Origin of the sequence: Bacteroides sp. Marseille-P8574 (assembly GCF_902825465.1) — a bacterium.
Lineage (GTDB): Bacteria > Bacteroidota > Bacteroidia > Bacteroidales > Bacteroidaceae > Bacteroides > Bacteroides uniformis.
Genome location: NZ_CADEBE010000001.1, coordinates 2494063 through 2510909, shown reverse-complemented (window position 1 = coordinate 2510909; position 16847 = coordinate 2494063). Strand labels below are relative to the sequence as shown.

Annotated in this window: 28 protein-coding genes; 3 read left to right on the top strand and 25 right to left on the bottom strand. The window is 41.6% G+C overall.

What is annotated here, in order from left to right; genetic code table 11:
* The 25 genes from HUX74_RS10675 to HUX74_RS10555 all read right to left on the bottom strand — a co-directional run bounded on the left by HUX74_RS10675 (position 1) and on the right by HUX74_RS10555 (position 15548).
* A complete protein-coding gene (locus HUX74_RS10675) occupies positions 1 to 240 on the bottom strand; it encodes a hypothetical protein (protein ID WP_005655447.1) in 240 nt (79 codons plus the stop codon).
* Positions 241 to 272: 32 nt separating this feature from the next.
* A complete protein-coding gene (locus tag HUX74_RS10670; RefSeq protein WP_005655448.1) occupies positions 273 to 878 on the bottom strand; it encodes a hypothetical protein in 606 nt (201 codons plus the stop codon).
* A gap of 6 nt (positions 879 to 884) precedes the next feature.
* Positions 885 to 2000 (bottom strand): DUF4417 domain-containing protein, encoded by a 1116-nt coding sequence (locus tag HUX74_RS10665; protein WP_005655449.1) that lies wholly within the window; start codon positions 1998 to 2000, stop codon positions 885 to 887.
* A complete protein-coding gene (locus HUX74_RS10660; RefSeq protein ID WP_005655450.1) occupies positions 1990 to 2427 on the bottom strand; it encodes a hypothetical protein in 438 nt (145 codons plus the stop codon). Before HUX74_RS10660 ends, HUX74_RS10665 begins: the two co-directional genes overlap by 11 nt.
* Before the next feature lie 84 nt (positions 2428 to 2511).
* The gene (locus tag HUX74_RS10655) at positions 2512 to 2952 is read right to left on the bottom strand and encodes a hypothetical protein (RefSeq protein WP_005655451.1); all 441 of its coding nucleotides are present in this window, start codon (positions 2950 to 2952) and stop codon (positions 2512 to 2514) included.
* Complete coding sequence (locus tag HUX74_RS10650; protein WP_005655452.1) at positions 2952 to 3368, bottom strand: hypothetical protein; 417 nt, start codon at positions 3366 to 3368, stop codon at positions 2952 to 2954. Before HUX74_RS10650 ends, HUX74_RS10655 begins: the two co-directional genes overlap by 1 nt.
* Positions 3365 to 3622: a hypothetical protein gene (locus HUX74_RS10645; RefSeq protein ID WP_005655453.1), complete on the bottom strand. Its 258-nt coding sequence runs from the start codon at positions 3620 to 3622 to the stop codon at positions 3365 to 3367. The genes HUX74_RS10650 and HUX74_RS10645 overlap by 4 nt, the downstream gene beginning before the upstream one ends.
* A 1-nt stretch (position 3623) precedes the next feature.
* Positions 3624 to 4508, bottom strand: coding sequence for a Fe-S-oxidoreductase (locus HUX74_RS10640; protein ID WP_254592857.1), 885 nt, complete (start codon positions 4506 to 4508; stop codon positions 3624 to 3626).
* Between the two features lie 138 nt (positions 4509 to 4646).
* Entirely contained in the window at positions 4647 to 4823 is a 177-nt protein-coding gene (locus HUX74_RS10635; RefSeq protein ID WP_005655456.1) for a hypothetical protein, read from the bottom strand.
* A gap of 163 nt (positions 4824 to 4986) precedes the next feature.
* The gene (locus HUX74_RS10630) at positions 4987 to 5802 is read right to left on the bottom strand and encodes a ParB/RepB/Spo0J family partition protein (protein WP_005655458.1); all 816 of its coding nucleotides are present in this window, start codon (positions 5800 to 5802) and stop codon (positions 4987 to 4989) included.
* 152 nt (positions 5803 to 5954) lie between these two features.
* Complete coding sequence (locus tag HUX74_RS10625) at positions 5955 to 6425, bottom strand: hypothetical protein (protein WP_005655459.1); 471 nt, start codon at positions 6423 to 6425, stop codon at positions 5955 to 5957.
* 7 nt (positions 6426 to 6432) lie between these two features.
* On the bottom strand, positions 6433 to 6696 hold the full coding sequence (locus HUX74_RS10620; protein ID WP_005655461.1) for a hypothetical protein: 264 nt from the start codon (positions 6694 to 6696) through the stop codon (positions 6433 to 6435).
* Positions 6693 to 7352, bottom strand: coding sequence for an AAA family ATPase (locus tag HUX74_RS10615; protein WP_225665232.1), 660 nt, complete (start codon positions 7350 to 7352; stop codon positions 6693 to 6695). Before HUX74_RS10615 ends, HUX74_RS10620 begins: the two co-directional genes overlap by 4 nt.
* The gene (locus HUX74_RS10610) at positions 7273 to 8088 is read right to left on the bottom strand and encodes a hypothetical protein (RefSeq protein ID WP_005655463.1); all 816 of its coding nucleotides are present in this window, start codon (positions 8086 to 8088) and stop codon (positions 7273 to 7275) included. The genes HUX74_RS10615 and HUX74_RS10610 overlap by 80 nt, the downstream gene beginning before the upstream one ends.
* A gap of 47 nt (positions 8089 to 8135) precedes the next feature.
* On the bottom strand, positions 8136 to 8894 hold the full coding sequence (locus HUX74_RS10605) for a hypothetical protein (protein ID WP_005655464.1): 759 nt from the start codon (positions 8892 to 8894) through the stop codon (positions 8136 to 8138).
* A gap of 25 nt (positions 8895 to 8919) precedes the next feature.
* Positions 8920 to 9354 carry a hypothetical protein gene (locus tag HUX74_RS10600; protein ID WP_005655465.1) on the bottom strand — a complete coding sequence of 145 codons (435 nt, stop codon included), beginning with the start codon at positions 9352 to 9354 and terminating at the stop codon, positions 8920 to 8922.
* Between the two features lie 43 nt (positions 9355 to 9397).
* Positions 9398 to 10027, bottom strand: coding sequence for a hypothetical protein (locus HUX74_RS10595; protein WP_174646627.1), 630 nt, complete (start codon positions 10025 to 10027; stop codon positions 9398 to 9400).
* 131 nt (positions 10028 to 10158) lie between these two features.
* Positions 10159 to 10590 carry a hypothetical protein gene (locus tag HUX74_RS10590; RefSeq protein WP_007219313.1) on the bottom strand — a complete coding sequence of 144 codons (432 nt, stop codon included), beginning with the start codon at positions 10588 to 10590 and terminating at the stop codon, positions 10159 to 10161.
* A gap of 4 nt (positions 10591 to 10594) precedes the next feature.
* Positions 10595 to 11323: an MBL fold metallo-hydrolase gene (locus HUX74_RS10585; RefSeq protein ID WP_008642485.1), complete on the bottom strand. Its 729-nt coding sequence runs from the start codon at positions 11321 to 11323 to the stop codon at positions 10595 to 10597.
* Between the two features lie 6 nt (positions 11324 to 11329).
* Positions 11330 to 12268: a recombinase RecT gene (locus tag HUX74_RS10580; RefSeq protein ID WP_008642484.1), complete on the bottom strand. Its 939-nt coding sequence runs from the start codon at positions 12266 to 12268 to the stop codon at positions 11330 to 11332.
* A gap of 8 nt (positions 12269 to 12276) precedes the next feature.
* Complete coding sequence (locus tag HUX74_RS10575) at positions 12277 to 14238, bottom strand: AAA family ATPase (RefSeq protein ID WP_008642483.1); 1962 nt, start codon at positions 14236 to 14238, stop codon at positions 12277 to 12279.
* A gap of 1 nt (position 14239) precedes the next feature.
* The gene (locus tag HUX74_RS10570) at positions 14240 to 14524 is read right to left on the bottom strand and encodes a hypothetical protein (RefSeq protein WP_005655479.1); all 285 of its coding nucleotides are present in this window, start codon (positions 14522 to 14524) and stop codon (positions 14240 to 14242) included.
* A 3-nt stretch (positions 14525 to 14527) separates the two neighbouring features.
* Positions 14528 to 14740 (bottom strand): hypothetical protein, encoded by a 213-nt coding sequence (locus tag HUX74_RS10565; RefSeq protein WP_008642482.1) that lies wholly within the window; start codon positions 14738 to 14740, stop codon positions 14528 to 14530.
* 14 nt (positions 14741 to 14754) lie between these two features.
* On the bottom strand, positions 14755 to 15306 hold the full coding sequence (locus tag HUX74_RS10560; RefSeq protein ID WP_005655483.1) for a helix-turn-helix transcriptional regulator: 552 nt from the start codon (positions 15304 to 15306) through the stop codon (positions 14755 to 14757).
* Positions 15303 to 15548: a hypothetical protein gene (locus tag HUX74_RS10555; RefSeq protein ID WP_005655486.1), complete on the bottom strand. Its 246-nt coding sequence runs from the start codon at positions 15546 to 15548 to the stop codon at positions 15303 to 15305. The genes HUX74_RS10560 and HUX74_RS10555 overlap by 4 nt, the downstream gene beginning before the upstream one ends.
* 144 nt (positions 15549 to 15692) lie before the next feature.
* Between HUX74_RS10555 and HUX74_RS10550 the strand changes: the two genes are divergently transcribed.
* From HUX74_RS10550 to HUX74_RS10540, 3 genes are read left to right on the top strand one after another with little or no spacing between them, the layout of a single operon-like run.
* Positions 15693 to 16136 carry a helix-turn-helix transcriptional regulator gene (locus HUX74_RS10550; RefSeq protein WP_008642480.1) on the top strand — a complete coding sequence of 148 codons (444 nt, stop codon included), beginning with the start codon at positions 15693 to 15695 and terminating at the stop codon, positions 16134 to 16136.
* 30 nt (positions 16137 to 16166) lie between these two features.
* Complete coding sequence (locus HUX74_RS10545; RefSeq protein ID WP_005650570.1) at positions 16167 to 16367, top strand: hypothetical protein; 201 nt, start codon at positions 16167 to 16169, stop codon at positions 16365 to 16367.
* Positions 16364 to 16624 carry a hypothetical protein gene (locus HUX74_RS10540; RefSeq protein ID WP_005655489.1) on the top strand — a complete coding sequence of 87 codons (261 nt, stop codon included), beginning with the start codon at positions 16364 to 16366 and terminating at the stop codon, positions 16622 to 16624. The genes HUX74_RS10545 and HUX74_RS10540 overlap by 4 nt, the downstream gene beginning before the upstream one ends.
* Positions 16625 to 16847: the final 223 nt, after the last annotated feature.

Genomic DNA, 16847 nt, shown 5'->3' with positions numbered 1-16847 from the left:
TTATTCTATGATACTCTCTTGTGCCTTGTACTTATCCCAAAACCAAAGGATGGTATCACCGCCCTTTTCGTCTATCATTTCATCGTAGGCATCCAATTCCTCCAAAAGGGCGTTTGCCTTGTCAATTACCGAAGTGAGATGCTTTTGCTGATAATCATCAGCATTCCAAACCTCGATTTCACCATTTAATTGCTGTTTGATTACCTTAATCTCATCAGCGGTTAATTCTATCTTCTCCATGTTGCATTGAATTAATTTAAGCAAAAATACCTCTATAGTTTGTATTTCTTGCAGATTTCCTTTACTTTCTTGGTATATTTATCACTTTTACCATGTATCGCTTTAGTAACGGTTTCAGCCCAGAACTCCGACACATTGGTTTCCGCATACTTTCCATACCCGGATTTCTTATTGTCTTTCTTCCAAGACTTAAATAATTTATTCACTTCCTTTCCAGCCGCTTTTTGGTTTGCCCCTGTCATATTTGCATTCCATGTAGCGTGCGCCAGCTCATGCGTTACGGTATGGGCTACCGCTTTGTTGGTTTTCGTACTCCACCCACTCGCATAGCCTCTCTTGTGTGAGGCTTCCACAGCTTTTTTCGTTTGCATGAAATGCTTTTTGTTAAGGTAAACACCCTCTGACTTCCCATTAGCCGTAACGTGTACGCCATAAGTGCCAGCCGATAGTTCTGCCAACTTTACATTCTTTTGCCTTACACCAAGTACGGAATGATAGCGTGAAATAGCTTCTTTGGTTGCCTTATACAGAGCCGGGTCTTTCATGTTTACCAAAGGCTCAGGCTTACCAACAGAGCCTTTATATGTTGCATCACCCGGTTGCAGTCCTCCACGTGTTCCACTTGAATTTCGTCCCATAATACTTTACTTCTTTTTTGCGTTAATAAAATCTGTGACGTACAACAGCCCATGTTCACGGCAGAACTTCTGAATTTCCGTACCCCCACCATAAACGATAAGGTTTGGTTTTTCAAGCCCGCTTATTTCTTGGGCTACTTGCAAATCAGATTTAAGGCTTTCCATCCAACCGTCCAGCCCACGGGTAAAGAAAGCATTATATCCTTTGGGAATACCCATTTTGTTGTACTCAATAAACTTGTGAGAAACATTCAAGTCAGCATAAACCTTGATTCCGCATTCCTGGAAGTAACGAGAAAGCCAACGTTTCTTGTAAATAAGCTGAATGCCCCACGCTACAGGCGTTTGGTCGTGGCAACTACAATTCGGCTCTACCACCGCCTTGCATCCGCTTGTGAGTAAATTTATCGGGTCTTTGAAAAGAGCCTCAAAGCGATAATCGTCCACATAGAAATGATATGTCGCCACATCTTTACGCAAACGGCTGTTAGCACCCCACGGAGATAAAGGCAATTCTACCTTTCCAGCTTGCATATCCAATAAGAGATTGGGAATTTCAAAGACGTTATCGCTTTCATAAAGAACGTCCTTAAACATGGAACGGTAGAAAGATTCCTTTTCGGCTTCTTCCTCGCTTTGTTCCTCATCGTCCATTTCTTCCTCTGTGCTTTGGTCGGCTTCCGTTTCCTCTGCCTCTTTAGCCGCTTTCTTCTTACCCTTTCCGGGCTTCTCATCATCGGATGGAAAATCAAGCCCAATAAAGCCGAAATCTACATCTTTCCAAAACTCATCCATTTGTAAGGCATTGTAAGCCCAATCGCCATTGTTGATATTATCCCTCAGAATAATATCCTTTTCCTCATCCGGGGTCAGTTCCGAATAAAGAATAACGGGCACATCGGCAAGTTTCAGCTTTCTTGCAGCCTTCAAGCGTTGGTTTCCTGCCAATACCACCAGTTTACCGTCACGCTCCATAACCGCCAAAGGTCGGTGTTTCCAAAAGCCGTTTATCTTTATGGAATCCACCAGCCTTTCAAAGTCATTCTTCGTAATGGTACGTGGATTTTCAGGCAACAAAACCAGCTCCGAAACTTTCTTGTATGTAATCTCACTACATTTCATTCTCAACCTCCGTTTCGTCTTTGGTTTCGTCATTCTCCGAAGAATGGGAATCCGGCATTAATTGTTCCTCATCATCTTCTACACAGAAGCCCTTTCTAAAAAGTTCACAGAACTTCACAAAGCGGTAACGCCTGCGGTACTTCACATATACCAGCTTTGCACCTACGGAATCTTTGCCAATGGCATAGAAAGAACCCCGGTAATCAACGGGCAATGACACCGCACCATAGATACTAACCGAATCATCGGACACGCTCGTAATGGTTGCGTGCCTATCGTATTTGCCATTGATATAAACGTGTATCTTTTCCCCTTGCTTCAAATGCTCTTTTGGGGCAAACCTCCAAAAGTTCCTACCTATATACTCGGTCATGAGCAACAAGGCTAAAAAAAACAGCGTTAATCCGATAAGAATATACATACCCATAGCTTATTTGTTTACTTGGTGAATCATATTGCAAATATACTAAATATGCGTTTACTAAACACATATTTAACCGTAAAAAGAATACTAAAAGCCATAAACCAACATTGCACCATCACGTCCATGCTCATTTGTCTGTTTTTGCCATCCAGTCAAAGCCTTAAACCGTTCTTGTGTCAGCTTGGTTACATTGCGTTTCGGGGCAACCATTTCATACTCCACGCCCAACTCTTTTAGATAATCATCCCATATAGAGGCATCCCGTTTCACAGAGCCTACACCTTGCAACTTCTTACGTTCCATTTCACGGCTCATACGCTCCGTTCCGAACCACGTTCTTTGCCGGGGGTCTTCCACCCTTACAATCACTTTGTCACCTATACCAGCCTTATACTCATCATACAAGGAACGTACACGCTCCATCGCTTTATGTATAGGCAAAGAGCATACTTGAAGTAGGGAACGCTGCTTGCTATCCCAAACAGCGAACCCGGTATTTACACCCGTATCAATCCCTACATAAATCATTATTCAGCCTCCATTTCTCCGTTGGGAATCTGATACAGAATAACGCCCTTAATCTCGTTTGCTTCGGCTCTATCTCCGAAAATCTGAGCCATCATAAGGTTATTAGGCAGATACTTGTACCTCACCTCTTTAATGAGCGGCAAACCTATCGGGGCTTCACTTATCACGTGCAACGTCCATAGCCCATCCTCTTTAGATATGGTTACAAAGGCATTCCTATAGAGGAAAGAACCAACTTTATACACTCCGTAATCATCCACATCGGTAAAATCCGCTTTTGCAGTTTCTTCCAGCTTCTTTATGAAGTCGGGGCGCATACGCTTCTTTTTCTTCTTGAAGTATTCAGGGTAAACCACCATACCTTTGTTCTCTGCGTTGGCTTTCGCCAATTTTGCTTGCAATTCTTCTTTGCTCATAGGTCAAATAAATTTTTATAAAACTCAAAATTTTTGTTTTCTATCTTTATATCTTCCGGGTAATGAGTGGCGCATCCGTACCATTCATTGTAGCATTTAGGACAAAACCAGCAATTTAGCACGGCTACATAATAGCCAGTATTAGAAGTACCGTTACATCTATCGCAAATACCAATACCGCCAATTTTAGCCAACTCGTTTCGGCTCAACTCAATCACCTTAAACCTTTTGGGGTTATCTACTATTTTAGCCATATCAGTATATTGTTTCTTGGTAACTTGAAGTAGGAACTTTCCCGGATAGGATAGCGTTTCCACACGTGATAAGCCCGTTATCTTCATCATAAGAGGGGACAAACACAATAACATCGAATCCGTTGCCTTTCAAATCTTCCTCCACGGCTTTATATGGGGTAAACAGCTCATAGCCTCCACTTGTGTGCAAATCGTTCTCATCACAGCTATTTGTTCGGTGCAATGGGGTAATCTTACACATAAATTTATCGGGGTTGAAAAGCTCTCTCAAACGCTTACCGTCTATATGTGTATCATCTGCCAAAGCAAAGTTTAAGGCATATTTCCTGCCAACAGGCATAGGCAGCGATTTTCCAATTTCTGATATTTCACCAAGTGAAAGCGAACTACCCGAAAACAGATAATTTCTTTCTTCATCATTCGTTGTATTGATGGAGAATTGAAGTCCGGCATCACCCTTATAAAGCTCGTTCTTTATGTAGTAACACCACTTATGTAAGAACTCAACCAGCTTCTTATTTCTCTTTGGCAGCATTGTACTTATAACCGGGTGTACCAAAGAATCGCCTATAAACGGCTCTATGTCCTTCTTTACACTGATTGCATGAAGTAACACATTTGCGTTCCATGTAGGCTCTCCCATACGTGCATAATGTATGTTTAGACGTTTCGTGTGCTTCACTTCCGGGTGTTGCTTGATAGCCGTTAGCACTTCTCCTTTCAAATCATTAAAAGTGGCATTTCTCCCAATACCCACTTTTGGAACATCGCAGAACTTGCAGCCCATAGAGCAACCGTACTGTGTGGAAATGGTAATCACCCATTTTTCAGTAAGAGGCATCGGCTCGCCATTGGGTACACCGTTCAAATCACGGGTAATCCCCAAAAAGTCCGCTTTGATATTAGCGTTCTTACCATAATCTCAAACCGTAAGGAACTCCAACATTCCCTTTTCACCTATAGCGGTATATATTTCGCCCGTAGGCACTACTATCTTCTTTTTAATTTCCATATCTTCAAATCATTAAAATGCAAATACTACTTTTTCGCCATTCATAGCCCTTTTTCGCAGGGTGGGGTATCGCTCATAAACCTTGTTAGTCATATCCTCAATGTCGAATTTGAAAGCTGGGCAATACTTATATCTGAAAGCCGCATAAAAGCGGTCATTCAGCATTATATCAATCATCAGCGTTTTCATGCCATCTATTTACCACAACAAGGTAATTTAGTGTTAAACACGTCTTTCAGCCATTGCTTGTACGGGAGAATTGGTTTACCGTATAAAGTCATATTGGCTTTGTAGTTCTCATACATTTGTTTGCGGAAATCCGCAGGTATTTGTTCCTTTTCTTTTCTCAGTTTCATTTTATGCCCCCTTTCTTGTATTCTCTCATCGCTTGGCTAAGGCTTTCCGTCTTATCCAATAGCCTTGCCAGCTTATCCACGTCCACGATAACCTCACCATCCAAATAAGCCCAAACCTTTCTCAGAGCTTCCGCAATGGCTTTTGCTTCTTTAGAATCTTTCAGAGAATTAAGAACCTCCTTATTGGTAGCTGTAACCCTACCGTTTTCTTTGGCGTTATCCACAGCCGACTTTGCAGCCTTTACTTGTTCTTTCTCACTTCCATAATTGGCGGCAATCTCCTTAGCCGCCTTAACCGACAATTCCCCTTTCATAATCCTTTCTTGAATGTACGGGGGCAAATCCAACAAGGAAAGGCATTTGCTTATGAAAGCCGGGCTTTTCTTGAACTTATCCGCTATCTCAACTTGGCTATATCCAAATTCTTCTTTGAAACGTCTGAACATGATAGCGCACTCGTATTCGGTAAATTTCTTACCCTCGTTACGCATCATCTGTTGAATATACAATTCTTCAGTAGAAGCGTCCTTTCGGGCTTTCATGGCACGAACATAAGGAATATCCGCACCCTCGGATATAGCCAACATGGTAGCCCTATACCTGCGTTCACCATCCACCAATTTATATTTCTCGTTGCCCTCATCATCCTTAAAGGCTATAACCGTCAGAGGATTTAAGACACCCTTTGCCTTTATTTGCTCTTTCAGTTCGTCAAGGTCAAAATCACGTCTTACATTGAAACCGTCCACAACCACGATATTACGGGGGTCAATCAAAAATAGGTCTGTATTCTTCGTTTTATTCGTTTCCATACTACTGTCATTTATTTAGTTCATAGTGCTTACAAAACTTCTTTCTTGCCGTTATCCGCTTCGCCAGTTTATAGCAATACATCTGCATTGACTTAGGCTCGCACCAGTAATATTTGCACTCACTACAATGCTTTATATCATCTTTTCCCATATCAGTACCTAAATGAAGTGAAGTGTAACACAACGCCCTCAAACACGTTACTTTTTGATTCACCAAAGAACCATTCCACAAATTGCTCAACTGTCAGACCATCATTCTTTGCCACTATTTCAATGGGAATTTGTTTACCATCAATCCATATCTGAGGAACGGCATCATCAACACCATAGGTCATAGTAATGTGCTGTAGACCTATTTTATCATACTGGGCAAACTCTCTCTGCTCAGAGTTGTACGGTCTGCCCGTCCATTCACGCACTGAAAGATATTTTTTGCCGGATGCAATATCTTTATATCTCTTATCCCACACGCCATTCTTATTGTAGCGTATAGTATGTATCTTCTTATGCTCTTTTAGTTTGCCCTCAAACTCTGTAGGCTTTCCAGCCAAAGAATGTGTAACTGGGAATACACGGCATAAGGTCACAACCACTTTTTTCTTTTCTGATTTTTGGTGTTGCATAGCTTTATTATTTACTTGGTGTATTACTTTCTGAATAATAAGCAAGCGTTATCACATCCCACATTTCGCTCACAATGGCAAACGAAAATGTCTTATCCGGGTGGGTACTACTTGGCATATCCAGCATTTCTTTTTGTATCGCCTCGTTCCAATAATGGCAATCGGGCGTGTAGTTAGATTGAAAGCTATTAATGCTTGCAATAAGTTCGTTGTAATACGCTTCACCGAAAGCATTAATGAGCTTTGTTTTGTTTCTGAGCGCAAATCTCATTTTCGATAGCTTTTTTGGCTGTAGTGCAGCCGTTCAAACATTTCTTCCATTCTATCAGCAATACGCTCTCCGTACCTGTCGCCAAATTCCTCATCTGCCAAATTGGAAGTGGCTATAGTGAATAGCTGCCTGTCATATCGGGCATAGATTAATTCAGTAACCGGGGAAAACTCGTTGCCCCAACTTTTCACGCTTGCTGGTTCAGTGCCCACATCATCAATAAACAAAAGTTCTTGATTCTTTAGCTTGTTGAAATAAGTCGGGTCATCGGCTATTGACTTGGCAAGGTTCAAAGCTGATATGCGGTACACTCCCTTTCTTTCGGAAGATAAATCACTATTGTACAAGATACCTATAATGTTGCATATCGCCTTTGCAAGCGTGGTTTTACCACTTCCTACCGTACCATACAGAAGCAAGCCGAACTTTCCGTTTCCGCAAAGGAACTTAGCCGCTTTGCCTATCTTTTCCAACGTGGCTTCATCCGAAACATACTTCATGTTTCTGCGCTCAACTTCTGACTGATAACACATCCTTAGCATTTCCGCTATGTCCTGTTCGGGAAACTTCTCAATCTTAAAGCGTGTCCCTAAAAGTCCTCTTTGCGCTTGGTTTGCCAATATCTGTTGCAGCCGTTGTACCAGTTTGTTGTCCATATCTATTCATATTTTCGTAATACTTATCTTTTACCCAGCCCCTAATAGTCAGGTAATCGGATTTATACTTCTTACCCTTAGAACCTTTGTAATTGTTGAGAATATCAATCATCGCTTTAGCGGCTTCTTCGCCATATTCGGTACATAATTTTGCGTATTCATCACGTGTCAAAGTAACGTAATCAGCATAATTGTACTTCTTGGCTTTTGCAATCTTCCGCTGTTGTTCATCAGTCAGTGGCGGTGGATTCTCCGGCAAATCATCGGGAAATAGGTCTGCTTGCGCCCCGTGTTGCGTTTCAGCCGTTGGGGAAGGTGTATGTGGCATTTCTGTCGGTGGCGTTTCCACAAGCGCATCAACTTTGGCTAATATCCGTTTACCCATAGTTACACCACCTTTTTTCCCAGCCTCAGACCGTTTTACCCGTATTGATTCCATCTTAACCATATCAGCGTTGTACAAAGCCCCATCATTCCTTACAGACAATAATTCAGCGTTAATCAATGATTCTATCAGCTCCTTTGTTCCACTTCCGTAGAGGGCTTCTAATTCATCAACCGTGTACGCACCGCCAATAGGTTTCATCATAACCCCACGCTCTATACTCACCCACATACAGCAAAGCATATCCAGCCACAAGCCCTTACAAGCAAATGACAACCTCATAGCCGCATTGTTGGATAACCAAGCGGTGGCATCGAAAGGCATAGGCGGTATGATTTTTTTATTAGCCATATTATGAGCTGTTATAAGTGGGGGATTTCTCCCCCACGATATAGTATTTAGATTTCAAGAATAGCAATGTCCGGGGCAATGGCACGAATGCCGTCTAACACCTCGTCAATACACTTATCTCTATAGTCCTCTGCCAGTTCGTTAGCACCGGGCGAAACAAGTTGCAACAACACATCACCATTAGAAAGATAGTGGTCGAACTCAACTTCAATAGGTGTTTTTGCAGTTCCCTTGAAAATGGCGATGTTAATCGTGAAACTCTTGGGCAAATTACTTTCTACTTGTGAACGGTACACCTCAGCCATAGAGCCGGACGGGTCACGCTGTTTCTGAATTTCTGTCTTGGCGTTAGCCGTGAAGTTCTTTAATACCGAAACGAGCTTCATACAATCCTCTTTTTGCATGAATACGCCACGATTCAAACGCAGGAACTGCCCCAGTTTAGCCGGAATCCAGCCACATTCTCCGTCATTGATACCGAACTTTGAAAAGACTTCCGATAATTCCACCGTACCTACAAAGGTGTTTTTGGTGTAATAATCATCCTCATTCACGGTAAGCGTGATACTCATTTTCTCACGGTTTACCTTAATATTCGCACGCTTTTGGTCGATGGTGTCAATACGCTTTTCCAACCAATCTAACGGAGTTCTGATAACACCTGATACAGAAATACTTTCCGGTTGCTTAATGGGCAATTCGTCCAATGCTTTAGGAGCATTACCAATTCTGTACACTACTTCGATAGGTTTTTCACCCTTGTACTCACCGATGTTCACGGTTAATCCTTTTTCTTGATTTTCCATTTTGAAATGTTTTAATTATTAATACTTAATCGTCTGTACCCGTTTTATCCGCACGGATAGCACGGAACACGTTACGCTGCCTTTCGTCTTGTGTCATGGGGCGTTGTTCCAGCAAATAACCCTCCGGGCTGTAGAAGCCAACCATTTTTTCTTCCTCATCTACAAACTTGAAACAGTCGCCCTTAATCCAATCGCCCCCAGCTTTCAGTTCGTCACGAAGTTTAACTATGCGTTCCTCCAAAGGCTTGATTTTGCCTTTGTAATCGGCTCTGATTTCCGCTAATGATTGTTCCAAATCCGCCTTTTGAATCGCCACGTTAGCGAGGTCTGCCCTCCTTTCGTTGATTTCTTCTTGGTCGAATTTGCGTGTGTAGCTACGCTCTACAATTTGGTCGCAGCTATCACGTAGAATCTGTGCCCTTTGTTCCACCGGGGTATCGGCTAACATGATGTCTTTCATTTCACCTTGTTTTTAGTTAATAATATGTTTAATAAACACACTTTTATTTCAAGCGATTTCCAACGGTAAAGTTGAATTTCAAATATTCAGCCCAAAGTTCAATGAATTGCTGCCCGAAATACTTAGCCTTTTCTTCTGTTTCTTGGCACAAGCGGAACCCAAAGTTCGCAGTCGCATCCGAGGAACGATAAGACGCATACAGATAACCGAAACCCGCACCCGCACCATAATACGCATCAGCAGACAAAAGGGCACCTCTTTGTTCGGGATACATATCATTAATTTCTTTCTTAGTATACAAAGCAAACCACGGATACCAATACACTTTGCTTCCCTCTCCATCCGGCTTTGGCTGGAAATCTCTACCCCACAAAGCTCGACTAATAGTTTCTAATTTCATAAGAGCAACAATATGGGATGGCATATTTACCCTATCACCTCCATTGGTTAAAACTGTGGTAGTATCTCTATTCACACTATCCACTCTTATTGCATCTTGTTTTAACGCCACACAAGCATCCTCATACGTGCGGATAGTCTTGTAATCGTCCAACGTGGGCTTTGCAGCCTCAAACACCTTCTTTCCAAACAGGCTTTCCATAAAATCCTTAACTCCATCACAAGCATTTGCATAAGCTGTTTGCAACTTGCTTTCTTCAATTTCTACTTTCATCTTTCAATGTTTTTAATTTGTTGATAATCTTCTTTGTTAATCTTATTGCGTTATCCACTCTCGTACTTTGTCCGGGTGGAATATTTGCTATCAAAATGGGCACTAAGCGTATCAGCTCAGATACCACGCTGTTAGGTATTCTTTTCATGGCTTCTCCAATATTTATCCGGGTCGGGAATATCCACATTCAGAAACTCTTTGGCGTACTCCCTCAGTTTTTCGCAATAGGTGGAGAATGTCACCGTGTCCATAGTGGCTGTAGAACACGGGAACTCTATAATCTCCCCCGTGTGCTTATTTACCACTTTGTCAGCCGTCATTTGAGCCTTAAAAAACTCATGCACTTGTTCTACTGAAACGAACTCCCAACCAGCTTCCAAAAGAGCGTCTAAAAGGATAGGGTAAATACACCCGAACAACCACCCGTTTTGGTCTAAAGAACGTGGCTTTCTGACTTTCTTAACCTCTATCCTATAAATACCATCCAAAGCGTTACGCATCCATTCGTATAGAGGCTTCAAATCAAATAACCCGTTTCTCTTTTCTACTTGGAGTTTAGCCATATCCTTATGTTCTGTCTAAATCAATCGTTAAACCCGGCTTTGCCGCATAAACCACTTTCCCCGTATGCCTTTCTACCTCCGATATGAAATAAGGCTCATCGCTATTATTCTCGGAAAGGTGTAAAAGCACGATTTCCGAAACATGGGATAAGTCGTTTGCTTCCAAAAAACCCTTGCACGTAGTAAGCTCCATGTGTGAGGTAAGCAGACGTTCACGCTGTGAGGGCAACGTGCGCCCGGCTGTAATCGCCTCAATGAGCTTCTTATCAGAGTAATTGCACTCTATCAGCACATGGTTAAGCCCCTTGAACTGATATTCGCACATACAGCTATCGGTAAGAAATACCATCTTTCCCATATCGGGGTGGTCTATCAGATAGCCGACACATGGCACATCATGGCAAGCAGGAAAAGGAAGTACCTTAAAATTACCCATCTTATAGCCTTTGCCCTCTTTAACCACCAAAGAACGGGAATCCCAAACGCCCTTTGCAGTCCATACCTCCCGTAATGCCAACGTGTGAAATCCACTATCCACCATTGCCTTAATATATTTGGCGTGGTCGTTGTGGGCGTGCGTTACCACACACCCTACAACCTTTCTCAGATTGAAATCCAACGCTTTCTTGACTTCTTGGAAACGGATTCCAGCCTCTATAATCAGAGCTTCATTACCGTTATCCAAAATGTAACAGTTGCCACTACTACTTGAACCAAGAACTATCAGTTTCATACGCTATCAATATCCGGGGTCAATAGTTTCCGCTTGTTGCTCGCTTGACACGCTTTCAAAGCTCACATCTTCCGCATCAATCAACTGTTTGTTTGCGTAATTGTCGGTCAATATTTCACGCTGTGAAGTTTCGTCACCCTCGTAGTCATTGGTGATGGCATTTTGCATTTCTACGGACAAATAGCCGTATTTACTCAGTAAATTACGGATAACGGTTTTTTGTGCCATTCCGTGAAAGTTACCCATCCAACCAACCTTGTTGCTATCGGGAGAAACGGGCAAATTAGCCAAATTCAGCAACTTTTCAACCGTTACATCCTTATCGCTTGTGATGGCTTTACTGTATCGCTTTGCATGGTTTGCCATTTGCTCCACTGTCATGTACAAAGTCTTGCTAAAGCCGTTCATAAGTTCAAAGTAACAGAAATAGCCTATCACCTTATCGCTTTTCCTTTCACCGTCAAAGGCTATTTCCCCGGTCAGTTTGTTTACCTTGCGCAACTCACCATCATACACCACATCCGCATTGATGGTACGGTATTGTCCCGTGCGCATGGCAAGCTGAATATAACCCTTATAGCCCATTTGAAAAGTCGGCTCATACACTTTAATCCAGTTGCCCTTTTCATCCTTTTTGGAGTTTTTGAACGGGATAATGAAAGCATAGCCCAAAGCCTTGTTTATTGGCAAATGTAACGTGGCAGCTTTGAGTGCTTCCATTACCACCTGTTTAGGATTACAGAGTTGCAGATTGCTATCTCCGTTGTATAGGTCAATTACAGAGGCTACGAATGTTGCCGAATTTTTACCAAGCGCATTTTTGAATTGTTCTTGTACGCTTTCGGCATTCATCATGCTTTTAAGAATATCTACAGGCTTTCTTTGAGTAGCTACCTGCCCACCATTTGCAGCCTGTTGTATGGTTGTAGTCGCTTGCTGTGTCATAATCGCAATTATTTAATGGTTAGTTCTTTGTCCGTAGTTACCACCAGCCGGATAATCTGACTGAGTGATGGGATTATTTGATTCACGCTTTCCGCATTATCAACGAAAATCGGTGCAGATACCCCCTTTGCCGTGCAAATGGCATTGATTATATCTATTCCGGCATTGATTTGTCCGGCATTGTTCACGTCAAGGAAAGGTGTACCGTTCACGGTGCATACACACGTCAGTTTTTCGCCTCCGTTCAGTTGTTCGTTCACAAAGGAGAATGATACATATCTGAACATTCCGTTAATGCGTTTCAACAGCTCCGCATCCTTATCCTTTTGGAATTGGAGTGCCGTAAACTCCCATTTTTCAAGGTCTGCCAACTTTTGATTGTTGGCAATGCGCTTTTCTTCCAAAGAAGCGATTTCCTTTTCAGCCCTGCCGATTTGTTCACGGTTTGCCAAACGCTTGTATAAGCCTTGCACGGCTTCATTCAAAGTTCTTTTCTCCGATTGCAGTTCCGACACGTCCACAATCTTTGCATCCACTTTGAGCTGATTTTCAAGTTCGACAATCTCGTTCTTGATGTCAATGCAAGTTCGGTCGGATGCTATCATTGCTTCCACGTTTTGCGCCTCGGGGATAGAAGCCTTTGCTTGTTGAATATCGGCATTGATACGCTCTATCTTTTGTTCCAGCTCCTCGATTTCGGCATTGGTACGGTCTTTAAGCCCTTGCATTTCTTCAAGCCGTTGCTTTTTAGCCATGCCAGCCTCTTTATTCGCTTTCAGACGTGCCGCCTTATTAGCGTTAAAGTTGGCTTGCATTTCACGCTGCTTGGCTTCTATATCCTCAATTTCCAAAGGACGTTTGCAAGTGGGGCAAATAAATTCACCCTCATTATAGGTAAGTTCCTCCTTGCTGATAAATGAAAATTCACCACGCAATGCGGACAATTTGGTATTAAGCTTTTCTATCTCAATATCCATATCCGCAACCGATTGCCTTTTTCTGTCTAAAGAGGCTTTTTCAGTACGCAACGAATATTCCAATTCGTTCAGCTTCAAAGATGCCTCATTGCGCCCTTTGTTAGCTTCTGTAGCGATTTCATTCATTCTACTATTGAGTTGTAGGCGTTTTTCACCTATTTGCTTTTGGATAAAAGCCTTACGTTGATATTCCTGCTCATTCAGCTTTGATTTGTCGGCAATTTGTTCCTCTATCTGCTGAATACGGGCATTTTTATCCTCAATCTCACTATCAATGGCTACCCAATCCTCTTCCTCCGGCATAAGTTTACGAGCCGTTTCTATCTGAGAGGGAATAACTGACAATTCATCTTTGCAAGCCTTTTTCTTGGCGGCTACCTCTTTGGCGTATTGGGCGATGCTCCTGCCGGACAACTGAGCCAGCAACTCCAAATATTCGGGCTTGGTCTGCGCTACGTCTTGGTCGGTAAGCGTTCCTACCATATCCAAAAGGATTTCTTTTTGCGCTTCCGGCTTCATTGATGTAAAGTAGAAAGGGTTGGTTATCATTCGGAAAACATCTTCCGGGATGATGGCAGCTACTTCACTATCATACTCCTTTTTGGTAGCCAACTTAACACCGTTCAAATAGAACTCTGTTGCATGATTCTTTAGGCTTTCTTCCGTAGTTCCACGTGGCTTGACCCAGTTTTCCACATAGCAGCGTTGCAGTGTTACCGTCTTGCCATCCACTGATAGTACACCAGTAACGGAGTGTTCAAGGTGCAAAATAGGCTTGCCGTCCGAATCCAACGTTTTAATGTTGAAATTACTATCCGACCGTCCCGTACTGTCTTTTCCAAAAAGAAGCCAAAGGAATGAATCGAACACAGTTGTTTTGCCCGTACCATTTTCTCCAGCAACCAGCGTTTCCGCATCGGAGAAACCGATATTTAGGCTTCTGATTCCCTTAAAATTCACAAGGGATAATGATTTTAATTTGATTGTTCGCATATCACTTATTAATTATAGAGTTGATTTTCTCTGATTTATCCACTGCCATAAGTTCGGCACGTGAATACAATACTTTGGAATGTATAGAGCTACCGCCACGGATAGTAGAAACTCTGCCGTCTTTTTGCCAGCGTTTCACCCGGCACTCTTGAAACAATCTGTATGCTTCACGTTGTGAAATGAGGTCTTTTGCCGGGATAGTCTGTTTTACATAGTTGGCAGCACCCAAAGAAGCCATTTCCATACAGAGATTCTTTAACTCGTATAGTTCCATCTGAATTGCCATAAGTCAGTCCTTTTTGTAGCGGTTCTTAAAATATTCTCTAACACTTACTATCCCATACTCATTGTCGGTATAGAAAACCCATGCCAGCCAAAAACAAGCCATAGCGGTAAAGAAGTGAAATGAGGCATTACAGAACAATGCCCCAGCAAGGGCAATAATGCCAAGAAGTAGCGTAACGCCACATTGGATAAGGTTTGCTAAAGTTTCTCCTTTCATCGGTGTTGCATTTGTTATTTGAAAAGATTGTTAGTCATAGCATACCGCATAAATTCAGCCATTGAATGTACTCCCACCTTTCGGAAACTGTTTTTTCTATGGTTGTTCACGGTATTTAAAGAGATAAACAGCTTTTCGGCTATTTCTGAATCGTTTTTCCCATCATAGAGCATTCGCATAACTTCTATTTGCCTATCGGACAACTTAGAGTTGAATTTAGGAGCGCAAATAACTTTATCATGTTTGCATTCTCCACGTAATGGACAACCTACAAACTCAAAATTAAAGTTCCAATTCTCATCTACATCAATCATGTTGTCATACAGACCGAAGTTGCATTTAATGAATCTACGCACCGCTATGAAATCCCGATACCTCTTGTTGTTTGAATTTTTAGAGTATATATCCATAAGCGCATCGTATGCTTCGGGATAAAACTCCCTCAGTATAGCCAAGAAAGCTTGGATAAAGTCGGTATCAGTTTCTTTCAACTGCCTTTCGGCTTCTCCGATAGGGCGCATAGTAACTTCACCCTCCGGGGTTGTGTAGAACTCTATAGCTTTCATTCTGTAACAGGAAATAAAATATCGGCTGGAACGCCCAGTTTATCACTAATCATCTTTTGTTTGAGGGCATCCGGCTTTTGTACGCCATGAATCCACATTCGTACCGTCTTGGTACTACACATACACAGAGCCGCTATTTCCTCCACAAACTCAGTTTTTGGAGCTTTTACAGCACTCCTTTCAGGCAATCCTTTGTAAATCTGAATAAAAGACTGATAGTCTTTTTGGGTTACTTTTTTCATTTTCTCTAATTTATATGTTCTACAAACACGCTTTTTGGCTATATTTGTAATGTCATTTATTTAATTACGCAACAAATATAGGCTATATATCCGAATATAACAAAACTTTTTGGATATATTTTCTATTAAAAATATTCTATTTATATGCAACGATTTGATTTAAAGAGGTTTAGGCTTGATAGAAAACTTACTCAAAAGGAGTTGGCAGAGATATTAATGTGTAAACAAAACTATATTTCAAATATAGAAAACGGAATAAAACCTATTTCAAAAGAGAAATTGGATATATTGCAGTCTAAATTCGGTGATATTTCAAAGTATTATTCGGATATATCACCAAAGCAAAATACGATATTAAAAGAAGTCACTCCCGAAGATTTCATGTTTGCTGGTGCTGACGCTTTTTCAAGACAAGTCGTAAAGATGATGAATGACAAGCTGATTGCACCTTATGGAATGTTAGTAGAAAAAGATAAGGAAATAGAACGGTTGAATAGATTGATAGGCAGATTGCAAAACGAAATAGAGGAACTTAAAAAGGGAAGTGCCCAAATGGAGAATCCTGCCGGATGTGCCAATGCCGTATAGTGTTTGGTTTAAAGCAAAGAAAGTATTGATATGGAAAAGTATTACAGAATGGTTATAAACCTCTACAAAGAAGTTCTTTTAATTAACCGGGTAAACCCCGATAGGGTATTAGATGCGCAAAGGGAAATATCCAACGCTATTACTACGGCTATAATAACCAATGAGCCTACAGGTGAATTGGAGTTGCTAAAATCCGATATAGAGAACTTGAAGAGCCATATATCGCAATGAATACCGTTATAAGCAAGCAAATAATGGAAAGGTTCTATAGTGCGCTGGATGCCATTATAGCCATGAAGAAAATAAGAGGAGTAAATACATACTGTAGGCTCAACAACATAGATAGAAGAAATTTTATTGCGCAAAGAAAAGACTTGGAGCGTGGATGGTTTCAATTATCTTGGTTGTATCCTATGGTTAAGGAGTATGGAGTAAGTGCCAAATGGCTGCTTACTGGATTTGGAAGAATGTTTGAAGAACAAAAATAGCCCCATGCAAACATTATTAGTCTGCATAGGGCTATTTCTTACAAACATTCTATATCATAAATTAGCGAGCCATTTCTTGCCTGATTTTGTTCTTAGCCAAATCATAAATGCACCCGTCACGACTATTCCAACGGTAAAGATAGCTCCTAACATTTCCATATCATAAATTAGCTAACCATCTTTTACCGCTTTTGGTTTTAAACCAAATTAAGATTCCAATGCC